Origin of the sequence: Cellulomonas marina, from assembly GCF_900111925.1 — a bacterium.
Lineage (GTDB): Bacteria > Actinomycetota > Actinomycetes > Actinomycetales > Cellulomonadaceae > Cellulomonas > Cellulomonas marina.
In genome coordinates, this window is sequence record NZ_FOKA01000015.1 from 1 (window position 1) to 18,583 (window position 18,583).

Below are 18,583 nucleotides of genomic sequence, written 5' to 3' on the forward strand. Positions count from 1 at the left end.
GGGACGCCGTGGCCAAGGACCTGCGCCCGATCTACACCGCCGTCAACGCCGAGCAGGCCGCGGTCCGCCTGCAGGACTTCGCGGACAAGTGGACCGGGAAGTACCCGGCGGCGGTCAAGCTCTGGCGCAACGCCTGGAGCGAGTTCGTGCCGTTCTTGGACTACGACGTCGAGATCCGCACGATCATCTGCACGACCAACGCGATCGAGTCCCTCAACGCCCGCTACCGGCGCGCGGTCCGGGCGCGCGGGCACTTCCCCAACGACGCGGCTGCGCTGAAGTGCCTGTACCTGGTGACGCGGTCACTGGACCCACGGGTAAGGGACGGGCACGATGGGTCATCCGGTGGAAGGCAGCCCTAAACGCCTTCGCCATCACCTTCGAGGGACGCATCAACCCCTCGAGCATCTAGAGAACGCCGGGCCCCGCCCACCGTTCATCTGACACTCCCGCAGGTGTTGCGACCACCGGTTGAATCCGCCCTGCTTGCCGTGGTCCGTCACGATCGTGTAGGGCACGACCGCTGGAAGACCGCCGGCACGTTCCTGATGCACGCCATCGGGCTCTTCTGTCCCTACGAGGAGGTTCGCAGGCACCCCGTGGTAGGGCCAGCCGTGCTGCGCGCCGCTCTGCGGCAAGAGGCATTGGAAGAGCACGTTTGCCACGTCGACGGACTTCGTCGAGACAGGCGTGAGGCGAAGCCCCAGGATGCAGCGCGAGAAGAGGTCCATCGCCACGGTCAGTTGGACCGGGACCCAGCGCCCGGTCACGGGCTCCATGGCAAACACGTCCAGCGAGTTCGTGTCGAGCACCACGTACTCGCCGGGGCGATCGGCGCGCAGTCGCCCGAGCGCCCGGGGTGGCCGCTTGGCAACCGACCGCCGTGCCTTGGCTGATCCGAAGGTGTGGCGTCCTTTGCTCAGCGCCTCCACTCGCCGGTAGGCGGTGGTACGTGCAGGGAGGTCGATGTCGGTGCCGTGAGTTGCGACGACCTGACGGTTCGTCTCATCGATCACAGCGAGGATCGACGGCGTGGATGCGTCCGTGTAGCTCTTCAGGACCGTCATCAAGGTCGCGTCCCACCGAGCGTCGACCTTGCTTGCGTGGCTAGGAGTGGCCCGACGGTCAACGAGGCCATCGATTCGAGCGCGGCGGAAGGCTTCGACCCGCCGACGCATTGTTCGCTCGCTCATGCCGAGCTCCTTGGCCGCCCAGCGGACACGATCGCCGGCCGATCCTTCGCGAGCCAGCGCGCGGGCGATGACGCCCGCCTCCGCTTCGACTTGCGCTCGTGTCCTACCAGGAAGCTGCGACAGCATGACCGAGCCGAGCCTCGACGGGGCGTCGTCGGAACTCGGGGGCCCCTCGTTGAGGGGCATCACATTGCCGATGATCTCGGAAGGAGAGACGCGCGCGATCTCACTGTCGCGCCGCAGGACGACGTCGTGCGCGCTCACGGCGTCGACGTGCCACATGGCGCCGCTCCACCACACCCGGGCTCCCGGAGCGATCTGGACCGTCGCCGGTGCGCTCATGCCGCTGCCTCCACGTGGGAGTCCGCCGTGATCGGACGGCTCATGTCGCAGCGCAGCAGCGACTGCCACAACGCCGCCAGGATCGCGGTCCGTGGGGAGCTCCACGTCGATGTCTGGCGGATGCGCGCCTCCAGGTCCCCGATGCCGCACCCTCCGGCAGGGCAGTGCGTGACGGCTGCGTGGACCGCGTCATCGGGGACGAGCCCGGGCCGACGCGCAGATGCCGCGAGGCGAATGTTGCGCAACACCGTCGCGGGAGCTCCAGACCAGACGGAGTAGTCGATGCCCGCGCAGCGCATGGTGCTCGACGTCCACGACAGCGACGCCTTCACCTCAGGCTCGTCCAGCAGATCAGCCGGCTTCACGTCCACGACCCGCGCCCGTACTGAGTGATCGAGAGCGAGGAAGTCCGGATACCTGACTCGCTGACGTCCGCCGTCCCATCCCACGATGCGGAGCGGCTGTGCGGAGACTCGGACGATCGATGCGTCGAAGTCCGCGAGCCACAGCCAGGCGAGTTCGAGCAAGCTCTCGTAGACGACGTGCCTGCCGTTCGTCGACGACCAGAACAGGCCCGGATAGTTCCGCTGGCCCGCGTACGACGGCGGCAGGCGTACGGGCATCCCCTGGGCCACCGCGCGCAGGTCTACGTCCGCGAGGTCGCTCTCGAGCTCGACGCCCTCGGATGTCAGGTACGCGGCCCGGGCCGCGTGCGGCTCCACGCGCCGAGCATCCCGCGTGGCCAACTCGGTGGGATTCGGACACGCCGTGGCCAACTTCGTGGGATTTGGCCAACTCGGACGGGACCCCACAGCTGCGGCCGCCGTCCGCCGTTCCCGCTTCCGGGAATGAGCCGTACGAGGCAGAGGTTGAGCGTGACAGGCTCAAGAACGGTGACGTCGGGTTGCGCGATCCGCAACCGGTCAGCAGACTTGAGCGCAGCGGGCTCAAGACCTCGGCCCGGGCAGGCTCAGGCACCACAGGGAAGAAGAGGAACAGACATGGCACGAGCAGTCGGCATCGACCTCGGCACCACCAACTCGGTCGTCGCCACCCTCGAGGGCGGCGAGCCGACCGTCATCGCCAACGCCGAGGGCGCCCGCACGACCCCGTCGGTCGTCGCGTTCTCCAAGACGGGCGAGGTGCTCGTCGGCGAGATCGCCAAGCGCCAGGCCGTCACCAACGTCGACCGGACGATCTCGTCGGTCAAGCGGCACATCGGCACGAACTGGTCGCAGTCCGTCGACGACAAGAAGTACACCGCGCAGGAGATCAGCGCCCGCATCCTCGGCAAGCTCAAGCGCGACGCCGAGGCGTACCTGGGCGAGCCGGTGACCGAGGCCGTCATCACGGTCCCCGCGTACTTCAACGACGCCCAGCGCCAGGCGACGAAGGACGCCGGCACCATCGCCGGCCTCAACGTCCTGCGCATCATCAACGAGCCCACCGCGGCCGCCCTCGCCTACGGGCTCGAGCGCGGCAAGGAGGACGAGCTCATCCTCGTCTTCGACCTCGGTGGCGGCACGTTCGACGTCTCCCTGCTCGAGGTGGGCAAGGACGACGACGGGTTCTCGACGATCGAGGTCCGCGCGACCTCCGGCGACAACCACCTCGGGGGCGACGACTGGGACAACCGGATCGTCGAGCACCTGGTGACCGAGGTGAAGAACACCACGGGTGTCGACCTGAGCAAGGACAAGATCGCCCTGCAGCGCCTGCGCGAGGCGGCGGAGCAGGCCAAGAAGGAGCTCTCGTCCGCGACGAGCACCAACATCTCCATGCAGTACCTGAGCATGGGCGAGAACGGCCCGGTCCACCTGGACTCCAAGCTCACGCGCGCGCAGTTCCAGCAGATGACGCAGGACCTGCTCGACCGGACGAAGGCGCCGTTCCAGTCCGTCATCCGTGACGCCGGCATCTCTGTCGGCGACATCGACCACATCGTGCTCGTCGGCGGCTCCACCCGGATGCCCGCGGTGACCGAGGTCGTCAAGGAGCTCACGGGCGGCAAGGAGCCCAACAAGGGCGTCAACCCGGACGAGGTCGTGGCCGTCGGTGCCGCGCTGCAGGCCGGCGTCATGAAGGGCGACCGCAAGGACGTCCTGCTCATCGACGTGACCCCGCTGTCCCTCGGCATCGAGACCAAGGGCGGCGTGATGACCAAGCTCATCGAGCGCAACACGGCCATCCCGACGAAGCGCAGCGAGATCTTCTCCACGGCCGAGGACAACCAGCCGTCCGTCCTCATCCAGGTGTTCCAGGGCGAGCGCGAGTTCGCGCGGGACAACAAGCCGCTGGGCACGTTCGAGCTGACCGGCATCGCGCCGGCGCCGCGTGGCGTGCCGCAGATCGAGGTCACCTTCGACATCGACGCGAACGGCATCGTGCACGTGTCCGCCAAGGACCGCGGCACGGGCAAGGAGCAGTCGATGACGATCACCGGCGGCTCGTCGCTGCCGAAGGACGACATCGAGCGCATGGTCCGCGAGGCCGAGGAGCACGCCGCCGAGGACAAGAAGCGCCGCGAGGAGGCCGAGACGCGCAACTCGGCCGAGCAGCTCGTCTACTCCACGGAGAAGCTGCTCACGGACAACGCGGAGAAGCTCCCGGAGGACGTCACGACCGAGGTGCGCGCCGCGGTCGCCGAGCTCCGCACCGCCCTCGAGGGCACGGACGCCGAGGCCGTCAAGGCCAAGCACTCCGCGCTCCTCACGGTGAGCCAGCGCATCGGCGAGGCGCTCTACGCCTCGGGCCAGTCCGAGGCGCCGACGACGGGCGAGCAGCCGACGGCCTCCGCCGGCGGCCAGGCGGCCGACGACGACGTCGTCGACGCCGAGATCGTCGACGACGAGAGCGAGAAGAAGTGACGTCCGAGGACGCCGGCCGCCCCCAGGGCGGCCGGCCCGAGGGCCGCGGCGAGGACGAGACGCCGCGCTTCACCGACAAGCGACGCATCGACCCCGAGACGTACGAGGTCCGCACGCCCGAGGAGCAGGTCCTCGCCGACGCCGAGGCCATCGCCTCCGGCGCCGAGGAGGAGCTGGGTCGCGAGAGCGAGCAGGTCCAGCGCCTGACCGAGGAGCTGGCCCGGGCCAAGGCCGACCTGTACAACCTCGAGCAGCAGTACTCCTCGTTCGTGAAGCGCTCGCGGACCGAGGCGTCGGCGGCCCACGGCCGTGGCGTCGCGGCGGTCGCCGAGGCCCTGGTCCCCGTGCTCGACGACGTCGAGCTGGCCCGCCAGCACGGCGACCTGTCGGGGCCGTTCGCCTCCATCGCGGAGAAGCTCGAGTCCACGCTCGGACGGTTCGGCGTCGAGCGCTACGGCGCCGTCGGGGAGGTCTTCGACCCCGCCGTGCACGAGGCGCTCATGCACCAGCACTCGACGGAGGTCACCGAGCCCACCGTCCAGATGGTGCTCCAGCCCGGCTACCGCACGGCCGAGCGCATCCTGCGCGCGGCCCGGGTGGCCGTGGCCGACCCCGAGGCCTGACGCCCCGGGTGCCCGACCACCGATCCACCGCCGCCCGCACCCCGGGCGGCAGCCCCCGCGGCGTCCCGGCGCCGCGGGGGCGCCACGCGCACCGGGAGGAGGCGTCGTGACCGGCCAGGACTGGCTTGAGAAGGACTTCTACGCCGCGCTCGGCGTCCCCAAGGACGCCGACGCGGCCGCCATCAAGAAGGCGTACCGCAAGATGGCCCGCCAGCTGCACCCCGACCAGAACCCCGGGGACGCGCAGGCGGAGGCGCGGTTCAAGGACATCGGCGAGGCCTACGCGGTCCTGTCCGACCCCGAGCAGCGCCGGCAGTACGACGGCCTGCGCGCCATGGCGGGCGGCCCGCGGTTCACCGCCGGCGGGCGTCCGGGTGCCGGCGGGAGCGCCGGCTTCGAGGACGTCTTCGGCGGCATGTTCGGCGCGGGCGGTCCCGGCCCCGGCGGCGGGCGGGTGCGCTACTCGACGAACGCGGGCGGCGCCGGCGGGTTCGAGGACCTGCTGGGCGGGCTGTTCGGCGGGGGCGGTGCGGGCTTCGGCGCGCGCGGGCCCCAGCAGGGCCAGGACCTGGCGGCCACGACGACGCTGCCCTTCCGTGCGGCGGCCGAGGGTGCGCCGGTCACGCTGACCGTCGAGGGGCGGACGATCACGGCCCGCGTGCCGGCCGGTGTCCGCGACGGCCAGAAGATCCGCCTGCGCGGCAAGGGCCGCCCGGGCGAGAACGGCGGCCCGGCCGGCGACCTCGTCATCACGGTGAAGGTCGGCGCGCACCCGGTCTTCGCCCTCGACGGGACGAACGTGCGCGTGACCGTGCCGGTGTCCTTCGACGAGGCCGCCCTCGGCGCCCAGGTCGAGGTGCCGACGCTGGACGGCGGGACCGTCCGGGTGAAGGTCCCCGAGGGTACGCCCTCGGGCCGGACGCTGCGGGTCAAGGGCAGGGGCATCACGACCGCGCAGGGCACGGGCGACCTGCTCGTGCAGGTGCAGGTCGTCGTGCCGCAGCGGCTGTCGGGCGCGGCGCGCGACGCCGTGGAGGCGTTCGCGGAGGCGACGGCGGGGGAGGACCCGCGAGCCGACCTGCGGGCGCAGGCGCGCACCTGAGCCGACGCGCCGCACGACGTGAGCGGTGAGGGCGACGGAGGGAGGACGGCACGTGGACGAGAACGCGCGGGTCTTCGTCATCTCGGTCGCGGCCGAGCTGGCTGGCATGCACCCGCAGACGCTGCGTCAGTATGACCGGCTCGGCCTCGTGCAGCCCGGCCGCACGCGCGGGCGCGGCCGGCGGTACTCGCTGCGGGACATCGCCACGCTGCGCGAGGTGCAGCGGCTCTCCCAGGAGGAGGGCATCAACCTCGCGGGCATCAAGCGCATCCTGGCGCTGCAGGGTGAGGTCGAGCGGCTGCAGGCGCAGGTCGACTTCCTGCGGGGCCTGACCGAGTCCGGGCGGCGCGTGTTCACCGCGCACCCGACGGGTGACGTCGTCGCGGTGCGGCGGGGGTCACGGCGGACGAGGTCCGCGACGGACCTGTCGGTCGGCCGGTCCGAGGAGGGCGCCCTCGTGCTGTGGCGCCCGGGTGCGCGCGACCGCTGAGACCCTCTCGCGCCGACGTCGTCGCCGGTCGTCAACAGGGCTGTCCACAGAGGTGTGGACAGCCCTGTTCGTCGTACGGGGCCGACGGCCCTCCGGCTGTGGACGTCGGGTGCGGGTCCGGGGACGGCTTGCGCGGCCGCTGTTGACGCCGCGCACGGCGCTGTCGACGGCGTCCCCGGCGTCTGTGGACGGGCGGTGGGCCGCCTCGTGGGAGCCCAGGTGAGGGGCCGTGTCGGTGCACAGGTCTACGCTGCCGGCGGCGGGCCTCGTGACCGCGAAGCACATCCGTGTAACACCAGACCTAGTGGCTGCTTGCGGATGGCACCACTAGGTGTAGTGTCGACTCGACGAGTTCGGCGGACGCCCGCCGGTCCCGTCCAGCCCCGGTCGGACCCCGTCCGGCCCCCTCGGGACACCACCACGCACGCGGCAGCGGCACACCAGTCATGGGAGCGACGATGACGATCACGGTCTACAGCAAGCCGTCCTGCGTGCAGTGCACGGCGACGTACCGCGCGCTGGACAAGCTGGACGCGGAGTACACCGTGGTGGACATCAGCGAGGACGCCGACGCGCGTGACTACGTCATGTCGCTCGGGCACCTCCAGGCGCCCGTCGTCGTCGTCGACGGCGACCACTGGTCGGGCTACCGCCCCGACCGCATCAAGGCGCTGGCCGAGCGCCTGGCCACCGCCGTCGCCTGACGGCGGCTCCGACCGGACCGGACCGCGGGGAGGGGTGCGTCGTGGCCGCCCTCGTGTACTTCTCCTCCGCGTCCGAGAACACGCACCGCTTCGTCGAGAAGCTGGGCCTGCCGGCGCACCGGATCCCGCTGCGCCGGACCGACCCGCCCCTGCAGGTGGAGGAGCCCTACGTCCTCGTCGTGCCCACGTACGGCGGGGGCAACGAGGGCGGGGCGGTGCCGCGCCAGGTCGTGGCGTTCCTCAACGACCCGCACAACCGGTCGCTCATCCGCGGGGTGATCGCGGCCGGCAACACCAACTTCGGAGCGGCGTACGGGATCGCCGGGGACATCGTGGCCGCCAAGTGCGGCGTGCCCTACCTGTACGCGTTCGAGCTCATGGGAACCAGCGAGGACGTCACCCGCGTCCGTGACGGATTGGGACGATTGTGGCAACGGTCATCACTGACCCCGGCGTGATCGAGACGCCGACGGCGGGCCTGGACTACCACGCCCTCAACGCGATGCTGAACCTGTACGGGCCGTCCGGCGAGATCCAGTTCGACAAGGACCGCGAGGCGGCACGCCAGTACTTCCTGCAGCACGTCAACCAGAACACGGTCTTCTTCCACGACCTCGACGAGAAGCTCGACTACCTCGTCGAGAACAAGTACTACGACCCGGCGGTGCTGGAGCAGTACGACCGGGCGTTCCTGCGCGAGCTGTTCCAGTACGCGTACTCCAAGAAGTTCCGGTTCCAGACGTTCCTCGGCGCGTTCAAGTACTACACCTCGTACACGCTCAAGACGTTCGACGGCAAGCGGTACCTCGAGCGGTTCGAGGACCGCGTGACGATGGTGGCGCTCGCGCTGGCCGAGGGCGACCAGGAGTTCGCGCGCCGCCTCGTCGACGAGATCGTCTCGGGTCGCTTCCAGCCCGCCACGCCGACGTTCCTCAACCTCGGCAAGGCGCAGCGCGGCGAGCCCGTGTCCTGCTTCCTGCTGCGCATCGAGGACAACATGGAGTCCATCGCGCGCGGCATCAACTCCGCCCTGCAGCTGTCCAAGCGCGGCGGCGGCGTCGCCCTGCTGCTGTCGAACATCCGCGAGCACGGCGCGCCCATCAAGCACATCGAGAACCAGTCCAGCGGCGTCATCCCCGTGATGAAGCTGCTCGAGGACTCCTTCTCCTACGCCAACCAGCTCGGCGCCCGCCAGGGTGCCGGTGCGGTGTACCTGCACGCGCACCACCCGGACATCTACCGCTTCCTCGACACGAAGCGCGAGAACGCGGACGAGAAGATCCGCATCAAGACGCTCTCGCTCGGCGTCGTCATCCCGGACATCACGTTCGAGCTGGCCCGCAAGAACGAGCCGATGTACCTGTTCTCCCCGTACGACGTGGAGCGCGTGTACGGCAAGCCGTTCGCGGACGTGAACGTGTCGGAGACCTACCACGAGATGGTCGACGACCCGCGGATCCGCAAGACCAAGATCAACGCGCGCGAGTTCTTCCAGACGCTCGCGGAGCTGCAGTTCGAGTCCGGGTACCCGTACGTGATGTTCGAGGACACGGTCAACCGTGCCAACCCCATCAAGGGCAAGATCACGCACTCGAACCTCTGCTCGGAGATCCTTCAGGTCTCCACGCCGTCGACCTTCAACGAGGACCTGTCCTACGACACGGTGGGCCGGGACATCTCCTGCAACCTCGGCTCGATGAACATCGCGCTGTCCATGGACTCCCCGGACCTCGGCCGCACGGTCGAGACGGCCATCCGCGCCCTGACGGCGGTGTCGGACCAGACGAGCATCGAGTCGGTGCCCTCGGTGAAGAAGGCCAACGCCGGCGGCCACGCCATCGGCCTCGGCCAGATGAACCTGCACGGCTACCTGGCGCGCGAGCGGATCTTCTACGGGTCCGACGAGGGCCTGGACTTCACCAACATCTACTTCATGACGGTCGCGTACCACGCGATCCGCGCCTCGAACCTGCTGGCGCAGGAGCGCGGGCGGGCGTTCGACGGCTTCGAGGACTCGACGTACGCGTCGGGGGAGTACTTCCGCAAGTACGTCGAGAAGGCGTGGGAGCCCCGCACCGAGCGCGTCCGCCGGCTGTTCGACGAGGCGGGTGTGGTCGTCCCGACCCAGCAGGACTGGGCCGCGCTGGCCGAGTCCGTGCGCCTGCACGGCATCTACAACCAGAACCTGCAGGCCGTCCCGCCGACGGGCTCCATCTCGTACATCAACCACTCGACGAGTTCGATCCACCCGATCGCGAGCAAGATCGAGATCCGCAAGGAGGGCAAGATCGGCCGGGTCTACTACCCGGCGCCCTTCATGACGAACGACAACCTGGAGTACTACCAGGACGCGTACGAGATCGGCTACGAGAAGATCATCGACACGTACGCCGAGGCGACGCAGCACGTCGACCAGGGCCTGTCGCTGACGCTCTTCTTCAAGGACACGGCGACGACCCGCGACCTGAACAAGGCGCAGATCTACGCCTGGCGCAAGGGCATCAAGACGATCTACTACATCCGCCTCCGCCAGATGGCCCTCGAGGGCACCGAGGTGGACGGCTGCGTCAGCTGCATGCTGTGAGAAGCCTGTGAACTAGTCGTGCACCGCCCTGCTGCACCACCTGCTGCACCATTCGTGAGAGGTACGGAGACGACATGAGCCCGTCGCCCAAGCTGAAGCTGATCGACCGGGTCTCGGCGATCAACTGGAACCGCGTCGAGGACGAGAAGGACTCCGAGGTCTGGGACCGCCTGACCGGCAACTTCTGGCTGCCCGAGAAGGTCCCGGTCTCGAACGACATCCAGTCGTGGGCCACGTTGACCGACGTCGAGAAGACGATGACGACGCGGGTCTTCACGGGCCTGACGCTGCTGGACACCATCCAGGGCACGGTCGGCGCGGTCAGCCTCATCCCCGACGCGATCACGCCGCACGAGGAGGCCGTCTACACGAACATCGCGTTCATGGAGTCGGTGCACGCCAAGTCGTACTCCTCGATCTTCTCCACGCTCATCAGCACGCGGGAGATCGACGACGCGTTCCGCTGGTCGGAGGAGAACCCGAACCTGCAGCGCAAGGCCGCGATCGTCCTCGACTACTACCGGGGCGACGAGCCGCTCAAGCGCAAGGTCGCCTCGACCATGCTCGAGTCGTTCCTCTTCTACTCGGGCTTCTACGCGCCCATGTACTGGGCCAGCCGGGCCAAGCTCACGAACACGGCCGACCTCATCCGCCTCATCATCCGCGACGAGGCCGTGCACGGGTACTACATCGGCTACAAGTACCAGAAGGGCCTCGAGCAGCTGACGACGGCCGAGCGGCAGGAGCTGAAGGACTACACCTTCGACCTGCTCTTCGAGCTGTACGACAACGAGGTGGAGTACACCCAGGACCTCTACGACGACCTCGGTCTCACCGAGGACGTCAAGAAGTTCCTGCGCTACAACGCCAACAAGGCGCTGATGAACCTCGGGTACGAGGCGCTGTTCCCGCGCGACGAGACCGACGTCAACCCGTCGATCCTCGCCGCGCTGTCCCCGAACGCCGACGAGAACCACGACTTCTTCTCCGGCTCGGGCTCGTCCTACGTCATCGGCAAGGCCGTCGTGACCGAGGACGAGGACTGGGAGTTCTGACCCCGGTGCCGCTCGACGAGGGCCCGGTCGTGGTGCGCCACGGCCGGGCCCTCGTGCCGTCCAAGGGCGGGGAGCGACGGGGCCCTGGTGAGGGCAGCCTTACCTCAACACCCCGCTGACCTGCGGTTTCGTCCGAGCCAGGTCTGGCGCGGCACCGGCGGCAGGGCTACCGTCGGAACGGTCGAGCCCAGCCGGTGGGTCGTCCCGCCGGCCGGGGACCGCCTGCGGAAGGACGCGTCATGAGCACCCTGATGGATCTGCCCGAGGTCGCCACCTGTTCCGTGGCCGGCTGCTCGTACAACACCCACGACCACTGCCATGCCGCCGCGGTGACCATCACCGGGTCGGCGTGCGGCACGTTCATCCCCCTCGGGGTCAAGGGCGGCCTCGACAAGGTCGTCTCGCACGTCGGCGCCTGCCAGCGTGCCGAGTGCACGCACAACGCGAGCCTCGAGTGCACCGCTGACTCCGTGCGCGTCGGCGCCGGCATGAGCACCGCGGACTGCCTCACGTACGCCCCGCGCTGAGCGCGCACGCGCACGACGCGCGAGCGCGCCTCGGACGGCCCTGCAGCCCTCGCTGCGGGGCCGTCGGCATGTCAGGGCTGGCGGGCGTGCCGGCCGAGCAGGCGGACGGCCTCGTCGTGCGTCGCGGGCAGCGGCACCGACCACACGTGCGGCGGGACGCGGACGCCGACGGCCGCCTCGAGCCCCGCGCAGAGCGCCGAGACCGCGTGGTGGGTGCGGTGCACGCGGTCCTCGACGCCGTCGCGGTCGTCGAGGACGGCGAACAGCCCGCCGCCGAGGGTGGCCATCGGATGACCGTGACCGTAGACACGTGCGAGGGCGTCACCGGCCACCGCGGACCGGGCCGCGCGGGCCAGTGGCGGCAGGTCCCCGGCCGCGACGTCGACGAGCACGAGGCAGTGCTCCTCGGTCACCGACCGGCCCCGACGGGCTGCCGTCAGGTACGTCTCCTCCAGGCGGACCGCGAGGTACTCCTGGCGGGGCAGGCCCGTCTCGGGGTCGGTGCTCGCGCCAACCGCCAGGGCGTCGGCCTGGGCGTCGGACCAGGCGACGCAGAACGCGCGGACGACCGCAGGGGGCGTGGCGACCTGCCCGGCGGCGACGAAGAGGCAGGTCAGATCGTCGAGAGCCTCCCCGATGCCGACGCCGTCGTACCCCCGCGCGCGGCCCAGGTCCTCCGCCGCCCCCACCGGGCACGCCCCCGACGAGACCGCCGCCGCCAGCTCCTCGACCTCCGGACCGGACCAGTCGGCGACCCGGCGCCACACCGTGCCGAGGCTCGCCTGACGCCACCGCTCGCGCAGCAGCACGGCGGCTGCATCGCGGGCACGGGTGGTCGTCACGGGGAAGAGAGTGCTCCGTCGCGGCATCGTGACGCCACCTGACACAATTCACCCGTTCCGCTTCGGTTCGATCCTCCGTGTCGTCCCACTATGGGACGCTGTAGCGGAACGGGGGGTACGTGCGTGGACGGGGTGGAGCTCGACGGTGTCCTGAGTGACGCCGAGCTCATCGCTGCGACCCGAACAGGGGACGCGGCGGCCTTCGGCGCGCTCTACGAGCGGCACGCGGGCGCCGCCTGGGTCGTGGCGCGGCAGTACAGCCGGTCCGAGGCCGACGCCGACGACCTGGTGTCGGACGCCTTCGCGGCGGTCTGGAACGCACTGACCAACGGGGCCGGGCCCGAGGCCGCCTTCCGCGCCTACCTCTTCACGGCGGTCCGGAACACGGCGAACACCCGGCGCAAGGCGCAGCTGCGCACCCAGCCGACCGACGACGCCGCGGTGCTCGAGGCGGCGGCGCCGTCGGTGCCCGGCGTCGACGAGGGGGCGATGGCCGGCGCCGAGCGCGGCATGGTCGCCCGCGCCTTCCGGTCGCTGCCCGAGCGGTGGCAGGCCGTCCTGTGGCACACCGAGGTCGAGCGGATGAGCCCCGCGCAGGTCGCGCCGGTGCTCGGGCTGTCCGCGAACGGTGTGGCCGCCCTCGCCTACCGGGCCCGGGAGGGGCTGCGGCAGGCCTACCTGCAGGAGCACCTGCAGGGGGAGACGGACGCGGCGTGCCGGGGGATCGCCGGCAAGCTCGGCGCCTTCGTCCGCGGCGGGCTGGGCAAGCGCGAGAACGCGACGATCGAGGCGCACCTCGAGACGTGCGACCGCTGCCGCGCGCTCGCCCTCGAGCTCGGGGACGTCAGCCACGGCATGCGCGCCGTCGTGGCGCCGCTGGTCCTGGGTGCCCTCGGCGTCGGGGCCCTCGCGCACGTGCTCCCGCTCGGCGGTGGTCTGGCAGCCGGCGTCGCGGCCCTGTCCGGGTCCGCCGCAGGTGCTGCTGGCGCGGGCGGCGCGGCTGCCGCCGGTGCAGGCTCGGCGGGCGCGGGTGGTGCCGGGGCCGCCGGAGGTGCGGGCGCCGGGGCGGGTGCGGGCGGGGCCGGGGCTGCTGGCGGCGCCGGCGCGGCTGGTGCCGGGACGGCTGGCGCCGGTGCCGGAACGGCTGGCGCCGGCGCCGGGACGGCCGGTGCGGGCACGGCAGGTGCGGCTGGTGCCGGTGCGGGGACGGCGGGTGCGGCTGGTGCCGGGACCGCGGGCGCGGGTGCGGCTGGTGCCGGCACGGCGGGTGCGGCTGGTGCCGGCACGGCGGGTGCGGCTGGTGCCGGCACGGCGGGTGCGGCTGGTGCCGGCACGGCGGGTGCGGCTGGTGCCGGCACGGCGGGTGCGGCTGGTGCCGGCACGGCGGGTGCGGCTGGTGCCGGCACGGCGGGTGCGGCTGGTGCCGGCACGGCGGGGGCGGGCGCGGCCGGTGCAGGGACCGCGGGTGCGGGGGTGGCGGGTGCGTCGACCGCCGGTGCCGCGGGGACGGCGGCCGGAGCCGGGACGGCGGGCGCGGCCGGGGCAACGGGCGCCGGTCTCGGAGCAGGTGCGGGCGGTGCCGGGGGCGCCGGCGCCCTCGTCGGGACGGGTGCCGGGGCGTCGAGCGCCGGCATGGGGACCGTGGGCGCCGGTGCGGCGGGCGCGGCGGGTGCGGCGAAGGCCGTGGGCGCTGCCGGGGCGCTCGGTGCGACGGCACAGGCCGGAGCCGGGACGGGTCTGCTCGGGTCGGCGGCCGGCACCGCGGCTGGCACGGCAGCCGGAACCGCAGCCGCCGGTGGTACGGGCGCGGCCGCGGCGGGCGTGACCGCCGGCATGACGGCGGGTGCGACGACGGCAGCAACGACGGCAGCAACGACGGCGGCGACCACCGTCGGTGCTGCGGCGGCCGGGACCACCGCCGCCGGCGCGGCGGCTGCGGCGGGCACGGCGGCGGCGACGGTGGGTGCCGTCGGGGCGACCGCGGCGGCGGGCACGGCCGCCGCCGGGGCGCTGGCTGCCGTGGCGGCCGTGCCGGTGGCCGCCGTGGCGACCGGGGCGCTGACCGTGGTGGTCGGCGCGGTGACGGTCGCCGGCGTCCTGGCGGCGACGGCCCCGACCGAGGCGGCGACCGCGCCGCCCCCGACGGAGATCACGCAGCCGGAGGTGCCGTCCCAGACCGGGGGCGGCGGCATCGGCCCGTTCGACCCCGCTTCCGCGCTGCCTCCGCTCGGCGCGGACCCGGCGGCGCTGCCGGTCGAGGACCCGACGCTGCCGCCCGCCGGAGCGGCCACCTCACCGCTCGCGGGGGCGCCCCAGATCGTCGTCGAGGGGCCGTCGCAGGGCTGGGTCCTCACCGCGGGCGAGCCGGAGCAGAGCGCGACCTTCGTCGTGCGCAACGTCGGGACGCGGTCCGCCACGGACGTCGTGGTGACGATGGCGCTGCCGGACGGCGTGACGCTGGGCGACTTCACGGCGTTCGCCGGCTCCGTCGTGAGCGGGACGTTCGCCCCCTCCGGCGGGCAGGCGTGGACCTGCGAGGGCGCGACCGACGGGCTGCGCTGCTCCCTCGACGAGCTCGTCGCGGGCGGCTCCGCGGTCCTCGTGCTGAGCCTGACCGTCTCCGACGAGGTGCAGGTCGACGCCGGCGTCGTCGACTTCGACGTGCGCGGGGACGGGCTGGCGTCGCAGCGGCCGAGCGTCGCCTTCGGCATCTCCTCGCCGCCGCGGCTCGTCGTCGCCGACGTCGGTCCCGTCCGGCTCGTCAGCGGGCAGCGCGGGACGGTCACGATCGTGCCCGCCAACCGGGGGCGGTCGACGACCTCCGCGGCGGAGCCGGCGGCGGTGCTCGTCCGGGTGCCCGACGGGCTCGTCGTGGACGTGGCGGACGCCGGTGCGTGGACCTGCGGCCCGCCCGCGGCCGCGGGGGACGGCTCGGGCGCGAGCGAGCTGCTGTGCACGCAGGACGTCCTCGCCGGGGGCTTCTCGTCGCCGCTCGTGCTGGGCCTCACGGCCACCCGCGACGCCGCGACCGGGGTGCCGCCGCAGCTGTCCGTGACCGCCTCGGCCGGCGCCCGCAGCACGACGACGACCGTGCCTGTCGTGGTGCAGCCCGCCCCGCAGGTGTCGGTGGCCGTCGCCGCGGACGCGCTGCGCGCGGGTGTCGCCACCGACGTGGCGATCACCGTCCGGAACAGCGGCAGCGTGCCGACCACCGGGGCGTCCGTCCGGCTGGCCGCTCCCGTCGCGCTCGCATGGGCGCGGGTGCCCGACGGGTGGGCGTGCTCGGCCGGCGGTCCCGCCGGGACGGCCGTGACCTGCTCCACCGGCGGCACGTTGGCGCCCGGGGAGGCGGCCGTGCTGGTGGCCTCCCTGACGCCGGAGGTCGGCGTCGTGGGCGACCTGCCCGCCCTCGACGTCCGGGCCGGTGCGGACGGTGCCGCGGGCGCCGCGGGCTCCGCGCCGCTGACCGTGCTCCCGCCCGTCCTCGGCCTCGACGCCTCGGCGCTGGCGGTCCTGCTCGACGACCGCGGGCGCGGCACCGTGACGGTGTCCGGCCGCGTCGGCAGCGGGTCCGCGGCCGCCGGCACGACCGCCGTCCTGACGCTCCCGGCCGGGTTGCGCGCCGCTCCGGGGGCCGGTCCCGACACGCCGGGCTGCACGGCGGGCACGCCGGCCGCCGACGGCACGCAGGACGTGACGTGCGCGGTGGGCACCGTGGCCGCCGGCGGCCGGGTCGAGGCCCTCGTGCACGTCGTGCGCACGGGTGACGCGGGCCCCGTGCGCGCACAGCTGCGGGCGGCGGGCGCCGCACCGGCCGTGGCGAGCGGGACGGGCACCGTCTCCGCCTCCCGGCTGGCGCCGCGGTTCAGCGCCGGGCCGGGCTGGTCGGTGCTGCAGGCGGGCGCGCCGCTGCTCGGCTGCGCTGCGGACGACGCCGTGTGCCGCGAGATCAGCGCGACCGGCGCCTCCGGGGACCGACGCACCAACGACGGCCTGGGCCTGGTCCCGCTGGCCGAGGCGGGCCGGACGCCCTCGTCGAGCACGACGATCGACGTGCCCGCCGGCCGCGAGATCGCCTTCGCCGGCCTGTACTGGTCGGCGGGTGCCGGCCCCGAGGACAAGTTCACGGGGAGCCTGCGGACGGCCTCCCTGCGCGGTCCCTCCGGCGACTGGACGCGCGTGACCGCCGACGAGGCGGACCTGCGGACGGTGCGGGACGAGGCCGGCCGCCGGCTGTACCAGAGCTTCGTCGACGTGACGGAGCTCGTCCGGGCGGGCGGCGGCGGCACGTGGTCGCTGGCCGACGCGGCGCTGTCCGGCATGCGCACCGACCCCTCGCCGTCCTACTACGGCGGCTGGGCGCTCGTCGTCGTGCACGCGGACCCCGACGCGCGCGGCACCGTCACGGTCGAGGACGGCGGCGCGTGGGTCGGGCGCGGCGCGAGCGAGCCGGTGCTCGCCCTCGCGGGGACGCGCGGCGGGGCGGCGCGGGTCGGCGTCGTCGCCTGGGAGGGCGACCGCGGGCGCGGCGACGGGCTGTCGCTGGCCGGGACGCCGCTGGTGCCGCTCGGCCCCGCCGGGCCGGGCTCCGCGCAGGACGTGTTCGACGGCACGGTGCTCGGGCGGCCGGAGCACGACAGTCTCGGCGTCGACGTGCGGACCTTCGCCGACGTCCCGCTCCGGGACGCGACCGCGACGCTCGTCGCGCAGGGCGGGGACGACGGCGTGCTGCTCGGCGTCGTCACCGTCACCACCTGGGGCTGATCCCGGCAGGGACGCGGCAGGTCGGGGCGCCCCGGGCCCGCCGGACGTCCCTCGGCGGACCCCGGCAGCCCCGGCGGCCGTCAGACGATGCCGTACAGCCGGTCGCCGGCGTCGCCGAGGCCCGGCACGATGTAGGCCTTCTCGTTCAGCCGCTCGTCCACGGCGGCCACCACGACCGACACCTCGGCCCGGTCGCCGACGGCCGCCTCCAGCGTCGCCAGCCCCTCCGGCGCGGCCAGCAGGCAGACCACCGTCACCTCGCGGGCGCCGCGGTCGAGCATGTAGTCGATGCTGGCGACGAGCGTCCCGCCGGTGGCCAGCATCGGGTCGAGGAGGAAGACCTGGCGGCCCGAGAGGTCGTCGGGCAGGCGGTTGGCGTAGGTGATCGCCTCGAGCGTCTCCTCGTCGCGCCGCAGCCCGAGGAACCCGACCTCCGCCGTGGGCAGCAGGCGCGTCATCCCGTCGAGCATCCCGAGCCCGGCGCGCAGGATCGGCACGACGATGGGGCTCGGGTCGGCGATGCGGACCCCGGTGGTCGGGGCCACGGGCGTCACGATGTCGGCCGGCTCGACGCGGACGTCCCGCGTGGCCTCGTAGGCCAGGAGCGTCACCAGCTCGTCGACGAGCTGGCGGAAGGTCGGCGAGGACGTCGACGCGTCCCGCAGGACCGTGAGCTTGTGGGCGACGAGCGGGTGGTCCGCGACGTGCAGGCGCATGCGCCCACCCTAGGGCTCCGTCGGGGCGAGGCGGGGCGGGCCGGTGCGGGGCGGCCTGTGCGGGGCGGTGCTGAGCGGTCCCGGTGGCATGCTCGTCGCCGTGACAGTGCCCGTGCCCGTGCCCGTGCCCGCGCCGGACCCCGAGCCCGTGCCCGCCGTCGCCGGAGCCGTCGCGCGCCCGCCGTTCGCCACGGCTGCCGACGAGGCCGCGATGGCGCTGGCCCTCGACGAGGCCCGGGCCGCCCTGGAGACGGGGGACGTGCCGGTCGGCGCGGTCGTCGTCGCGGCGGACGGCACGGTCCTCGGCCGCGGGCGCAACCGGCGGGAGGCCGACGCTGACCCGACCGCCCACGCCGAGGTGCTGGCGCTGCGCGCGGCGGCAGCCGCGGCCGGCGAGTGGCGGCTGGCGGGGTGCTCGCTCGTCGTGACGCTCGAGCCGTGCCTCATGTGCGCGGGCGCGGCGGTCCTGGCGCGCGTGGACCGGGTCGTCCTGGGCGCGTGGGACCCGAAGGCCGGGGCGTGCGGGTCGCAGTGGGACGTCGTGCGGGACCGGCGGCTCAACCACCGGCCGGAGGTCGTCGGCGGGGTGCTCGAGGCGGCGTCCGCGGAGCTGCTGCGCGCGTTCTTCGACGCGCACCGCGGTGCGGGGCCCGAGGAGCCGGACCGCCCGGTCGACGAGGTGCCGGTCGACGAGGTGCCGGTCGACGAGGTGCTGGTCGACGAGGTGCTGGTCGACCGCAGGCCGGGCGGCGCGGGGTAGCGCCACCCGGCCCG

General features: G+C 73.1%; 15 protein-coding genes and 1 pseudogene. 12 read left to right on the forward strand and 4 right to left on the reverse strand.

Features of this window, described 5'->3' with window-relative positions; all coding sequences use genetic code 11:
- Window positions 1–412 (forward strand): annotated as a pseudogene (locus BM048_RS14445) (transposase); the annotation flags it as partial.
- Here BM048_RS14445 and BM048_RS14450 read toward each other — a convergent pair.
- Window positions 393–1,535 (reverse strand): helix-turn-helix domain-containing protein, encoded by a 1,143-nt coding sequence (locus BM048_RS14450; protein ID WP_090034129.1) that lies wholly within the window; start codon window positions 1,533–1,535, stop codon window positions 393–395. The pseudogene BM048_RS14445 and the gene BM048_RS14450 overlap by 20 nt on opposite strands.
- On the reverse strand, window positions 1,532–2,257 hold the full coding sequence (locus BM048_RS14455) for a TnsA-like heteromeric transposase endonuclease subunit (RefSeq protein WP_090034130.1): 726 nt from the start codon (window positions 2,255–2,257) through the stop codon (window positions 1,532–1,534). Before BM048_RS14455 ends, BM048_RS14450 begins: the two co-directional genes overlap by 4 nt.
- Before the next feature lie 279 nt (window positions 2,258–2,536).
- On the opposite strand from BM048_RS14455, the gene dnaK reads away from it, so the two are divergent.
- The 9 genes from dnaK (at window position 2,537) to BM048_RS14500 (ending at window position 11,487) form a co-directional block, all read left to right on the forward strand.
- Entirely contained in the window at window positions 2,537–4,402 is a 1,866-nt protein-coding gene (dnaK, locus tag BM048_RS14460; RefSeq protein WP_090034132.1) for a molecular chaperone DnaK, read from the forward strand.
- Entirely contained in the window at window positions 4,399–5,025 is a 627-nt protein-coding gene (locus BM048_RS14465) for a nucleotide exchange factor GrpE (protein ID WP_090034134.1), read from the forward strand. Before dnaK ends, BM048_RS14465 begins: the two co-directional genes overlap by 4 nt.
- A gap of 106 nt (window positions 5,026–5,131) precedes the next feature.
- Window positions 5,132–6,127: a DnaJ C-terminal domain-containing protein gene (locus BM048_RS14470; RefSeq protein WP_090034136.1), complete on the forward strand. Its 996-nt coding sequence runs from the start codon at window positions 5,132–5,134 to the stop codon at window positions 6,125–6,127.
- Between the two features lie 52 nt (window positions 6,128–6,179).
- Window positions 6,180–6,617 carry a heat shock protein transcriptional repressor HspR gene (locus BM048_RS14475; RefSeq protein WP_175499561.1) on the forward strand — a complete coding sequence of 146 codons (438 nt, stop codon included), beginning with the start codon at window positions 6,180–6,182 and terminating at the stop codon, window positions 6,615–6,617.
- Between the two features lie 458 nt (window positions 6,618–7,075).
- Complete coding sequence (nrdH, locus tag BM048_RS14480) at window positions 7,076–7,321, forward strand: glutaredoxin-like protein NrdH (protein ID WP_090034221.1); 246 nt, start codon at window positions 7,076–7,078, stop codon at window positions 7,319–7,321.
- 41 nt (window positions 7,322–7,362) lie between these two features.
- Window positions 7,363–7,779: a class Ib ribonucleoside-diphosphate reductase assembly flavoprotein NrdI gene (nrdI, locus tag BM048_RS14485; protein WP_090034137.1), complete on the forward strand. Its 417-nt coding sequence runs from the start codon at window positions 7,363–7,365 to the stop codon at window positions 7,777–7,779.
- The gene (gene nrdE, locus BM048_RS14490) at window positions 7,776–9,905 is read left to right on the forward strand and encodes a class 1b ribonucleoside-diphosphate reductase subunit alpha (protein ID WP_275407363.1); all 2,130 of its coding nucleotides are present in this window, start codon (window positions 7,776–7,778) and stop codon (window positions 9,903–9,905) included. The genes nrdI and nrdE overlap by 4 nt, the downstream gene beginning before the upstream one ends.
- 74 nt (window positions 9,906–9,979) lie before the next feature.
- On the forward strand, window positions 9,980–10,960 hold the full coding sequence (gene nrdF / locus BM048_RS14495) for a class 1b ribonucleoside-diphosphate reductase subunit beta (RefSeq protein WP_090034139.1): 981 nt from the start codon (window positions 9,980–9,982) through the stop codon (window positions 10,958–10,960).
- A 239-nt stretch (window positions 10,961–11,199) separates the two neighbouring features.
- Window positions 11,200–11,487 (forward strand): DUF1540 domain-containing protein, encoded by a 288-nt coding sequence (locus tag BM048_RS14500; protein WP_090034141.1) that lies wholly within the window; start codon window positions 11,200–11,202, stop codon window positions 11,485–11,487.
- Between the two features lie 71 nt (window positions 11,488–11,558).
- Here BM048_RS14500 and BM048_RS14505 read toward each other — a convergent pair whose 3' ends face one another.
- On the reverse strand, window positions 11,559–12,329 hold the full coding sequence (locus BM048_RS14505) for a hypothetical protein (protein ID WP_090034142.1): 771 nt from the start codon (window positions 12,327–12,329) through the stop codon (window positions 11,559–11,561).
- Window positions 12,330–12,452: 123 nt separating this feature from the next.
- On the opposite strand from BM048_RS14505, the gene BM048_RS18975 reads away from it, so the two are divergent.
- Window positions 12,453–17,093: a sigma-70 family RNA polymerase sigma factor gene (locus BM048_RS18975; RefSeq protein ID WP_175499562.1), complete on the forward strand. Its 4,641-nt coding sequence runs from the start codon at window positions 12,453–12,455 to the stop codon at window positions 17,091–17,093.
- A gap of 80 nt (window positions 17,094–17,173) precedes the next feature.
- On the opposite strand, the gene upp is transcribed toward BM048_RS18975, so the two are convergent.
- Window positions 17,174–17,809: a uracil phosphoribosyltransferase gene (upp, locus tag BM048_RS14515; RefSeq protein ID WP_090034145.1), complete on the reverse strand. Its 636-nt coding sequence runs from the start codon at window positions 17,807–17,809 to the stop codon at window positions 17,174–17,176.
- Window positions 17,810–18,020: 211 nt separating this feature from the next.
- On the opposite strand from upp, the gene BM048_RS14520 reads away from it, so the two are divergent.
- Window positions 18,021–18,569, forward strand: coding sequence for a nucleoside deaminase (locus BM048_RS14520; protein ID WP_090034224.1), 549 nt, complete (start codon window positions 18,021–18,023; stop codon window positions 18,567–18,569).
- Window positions 18,570–18,583: the final 14 nt, after the last annotated feature.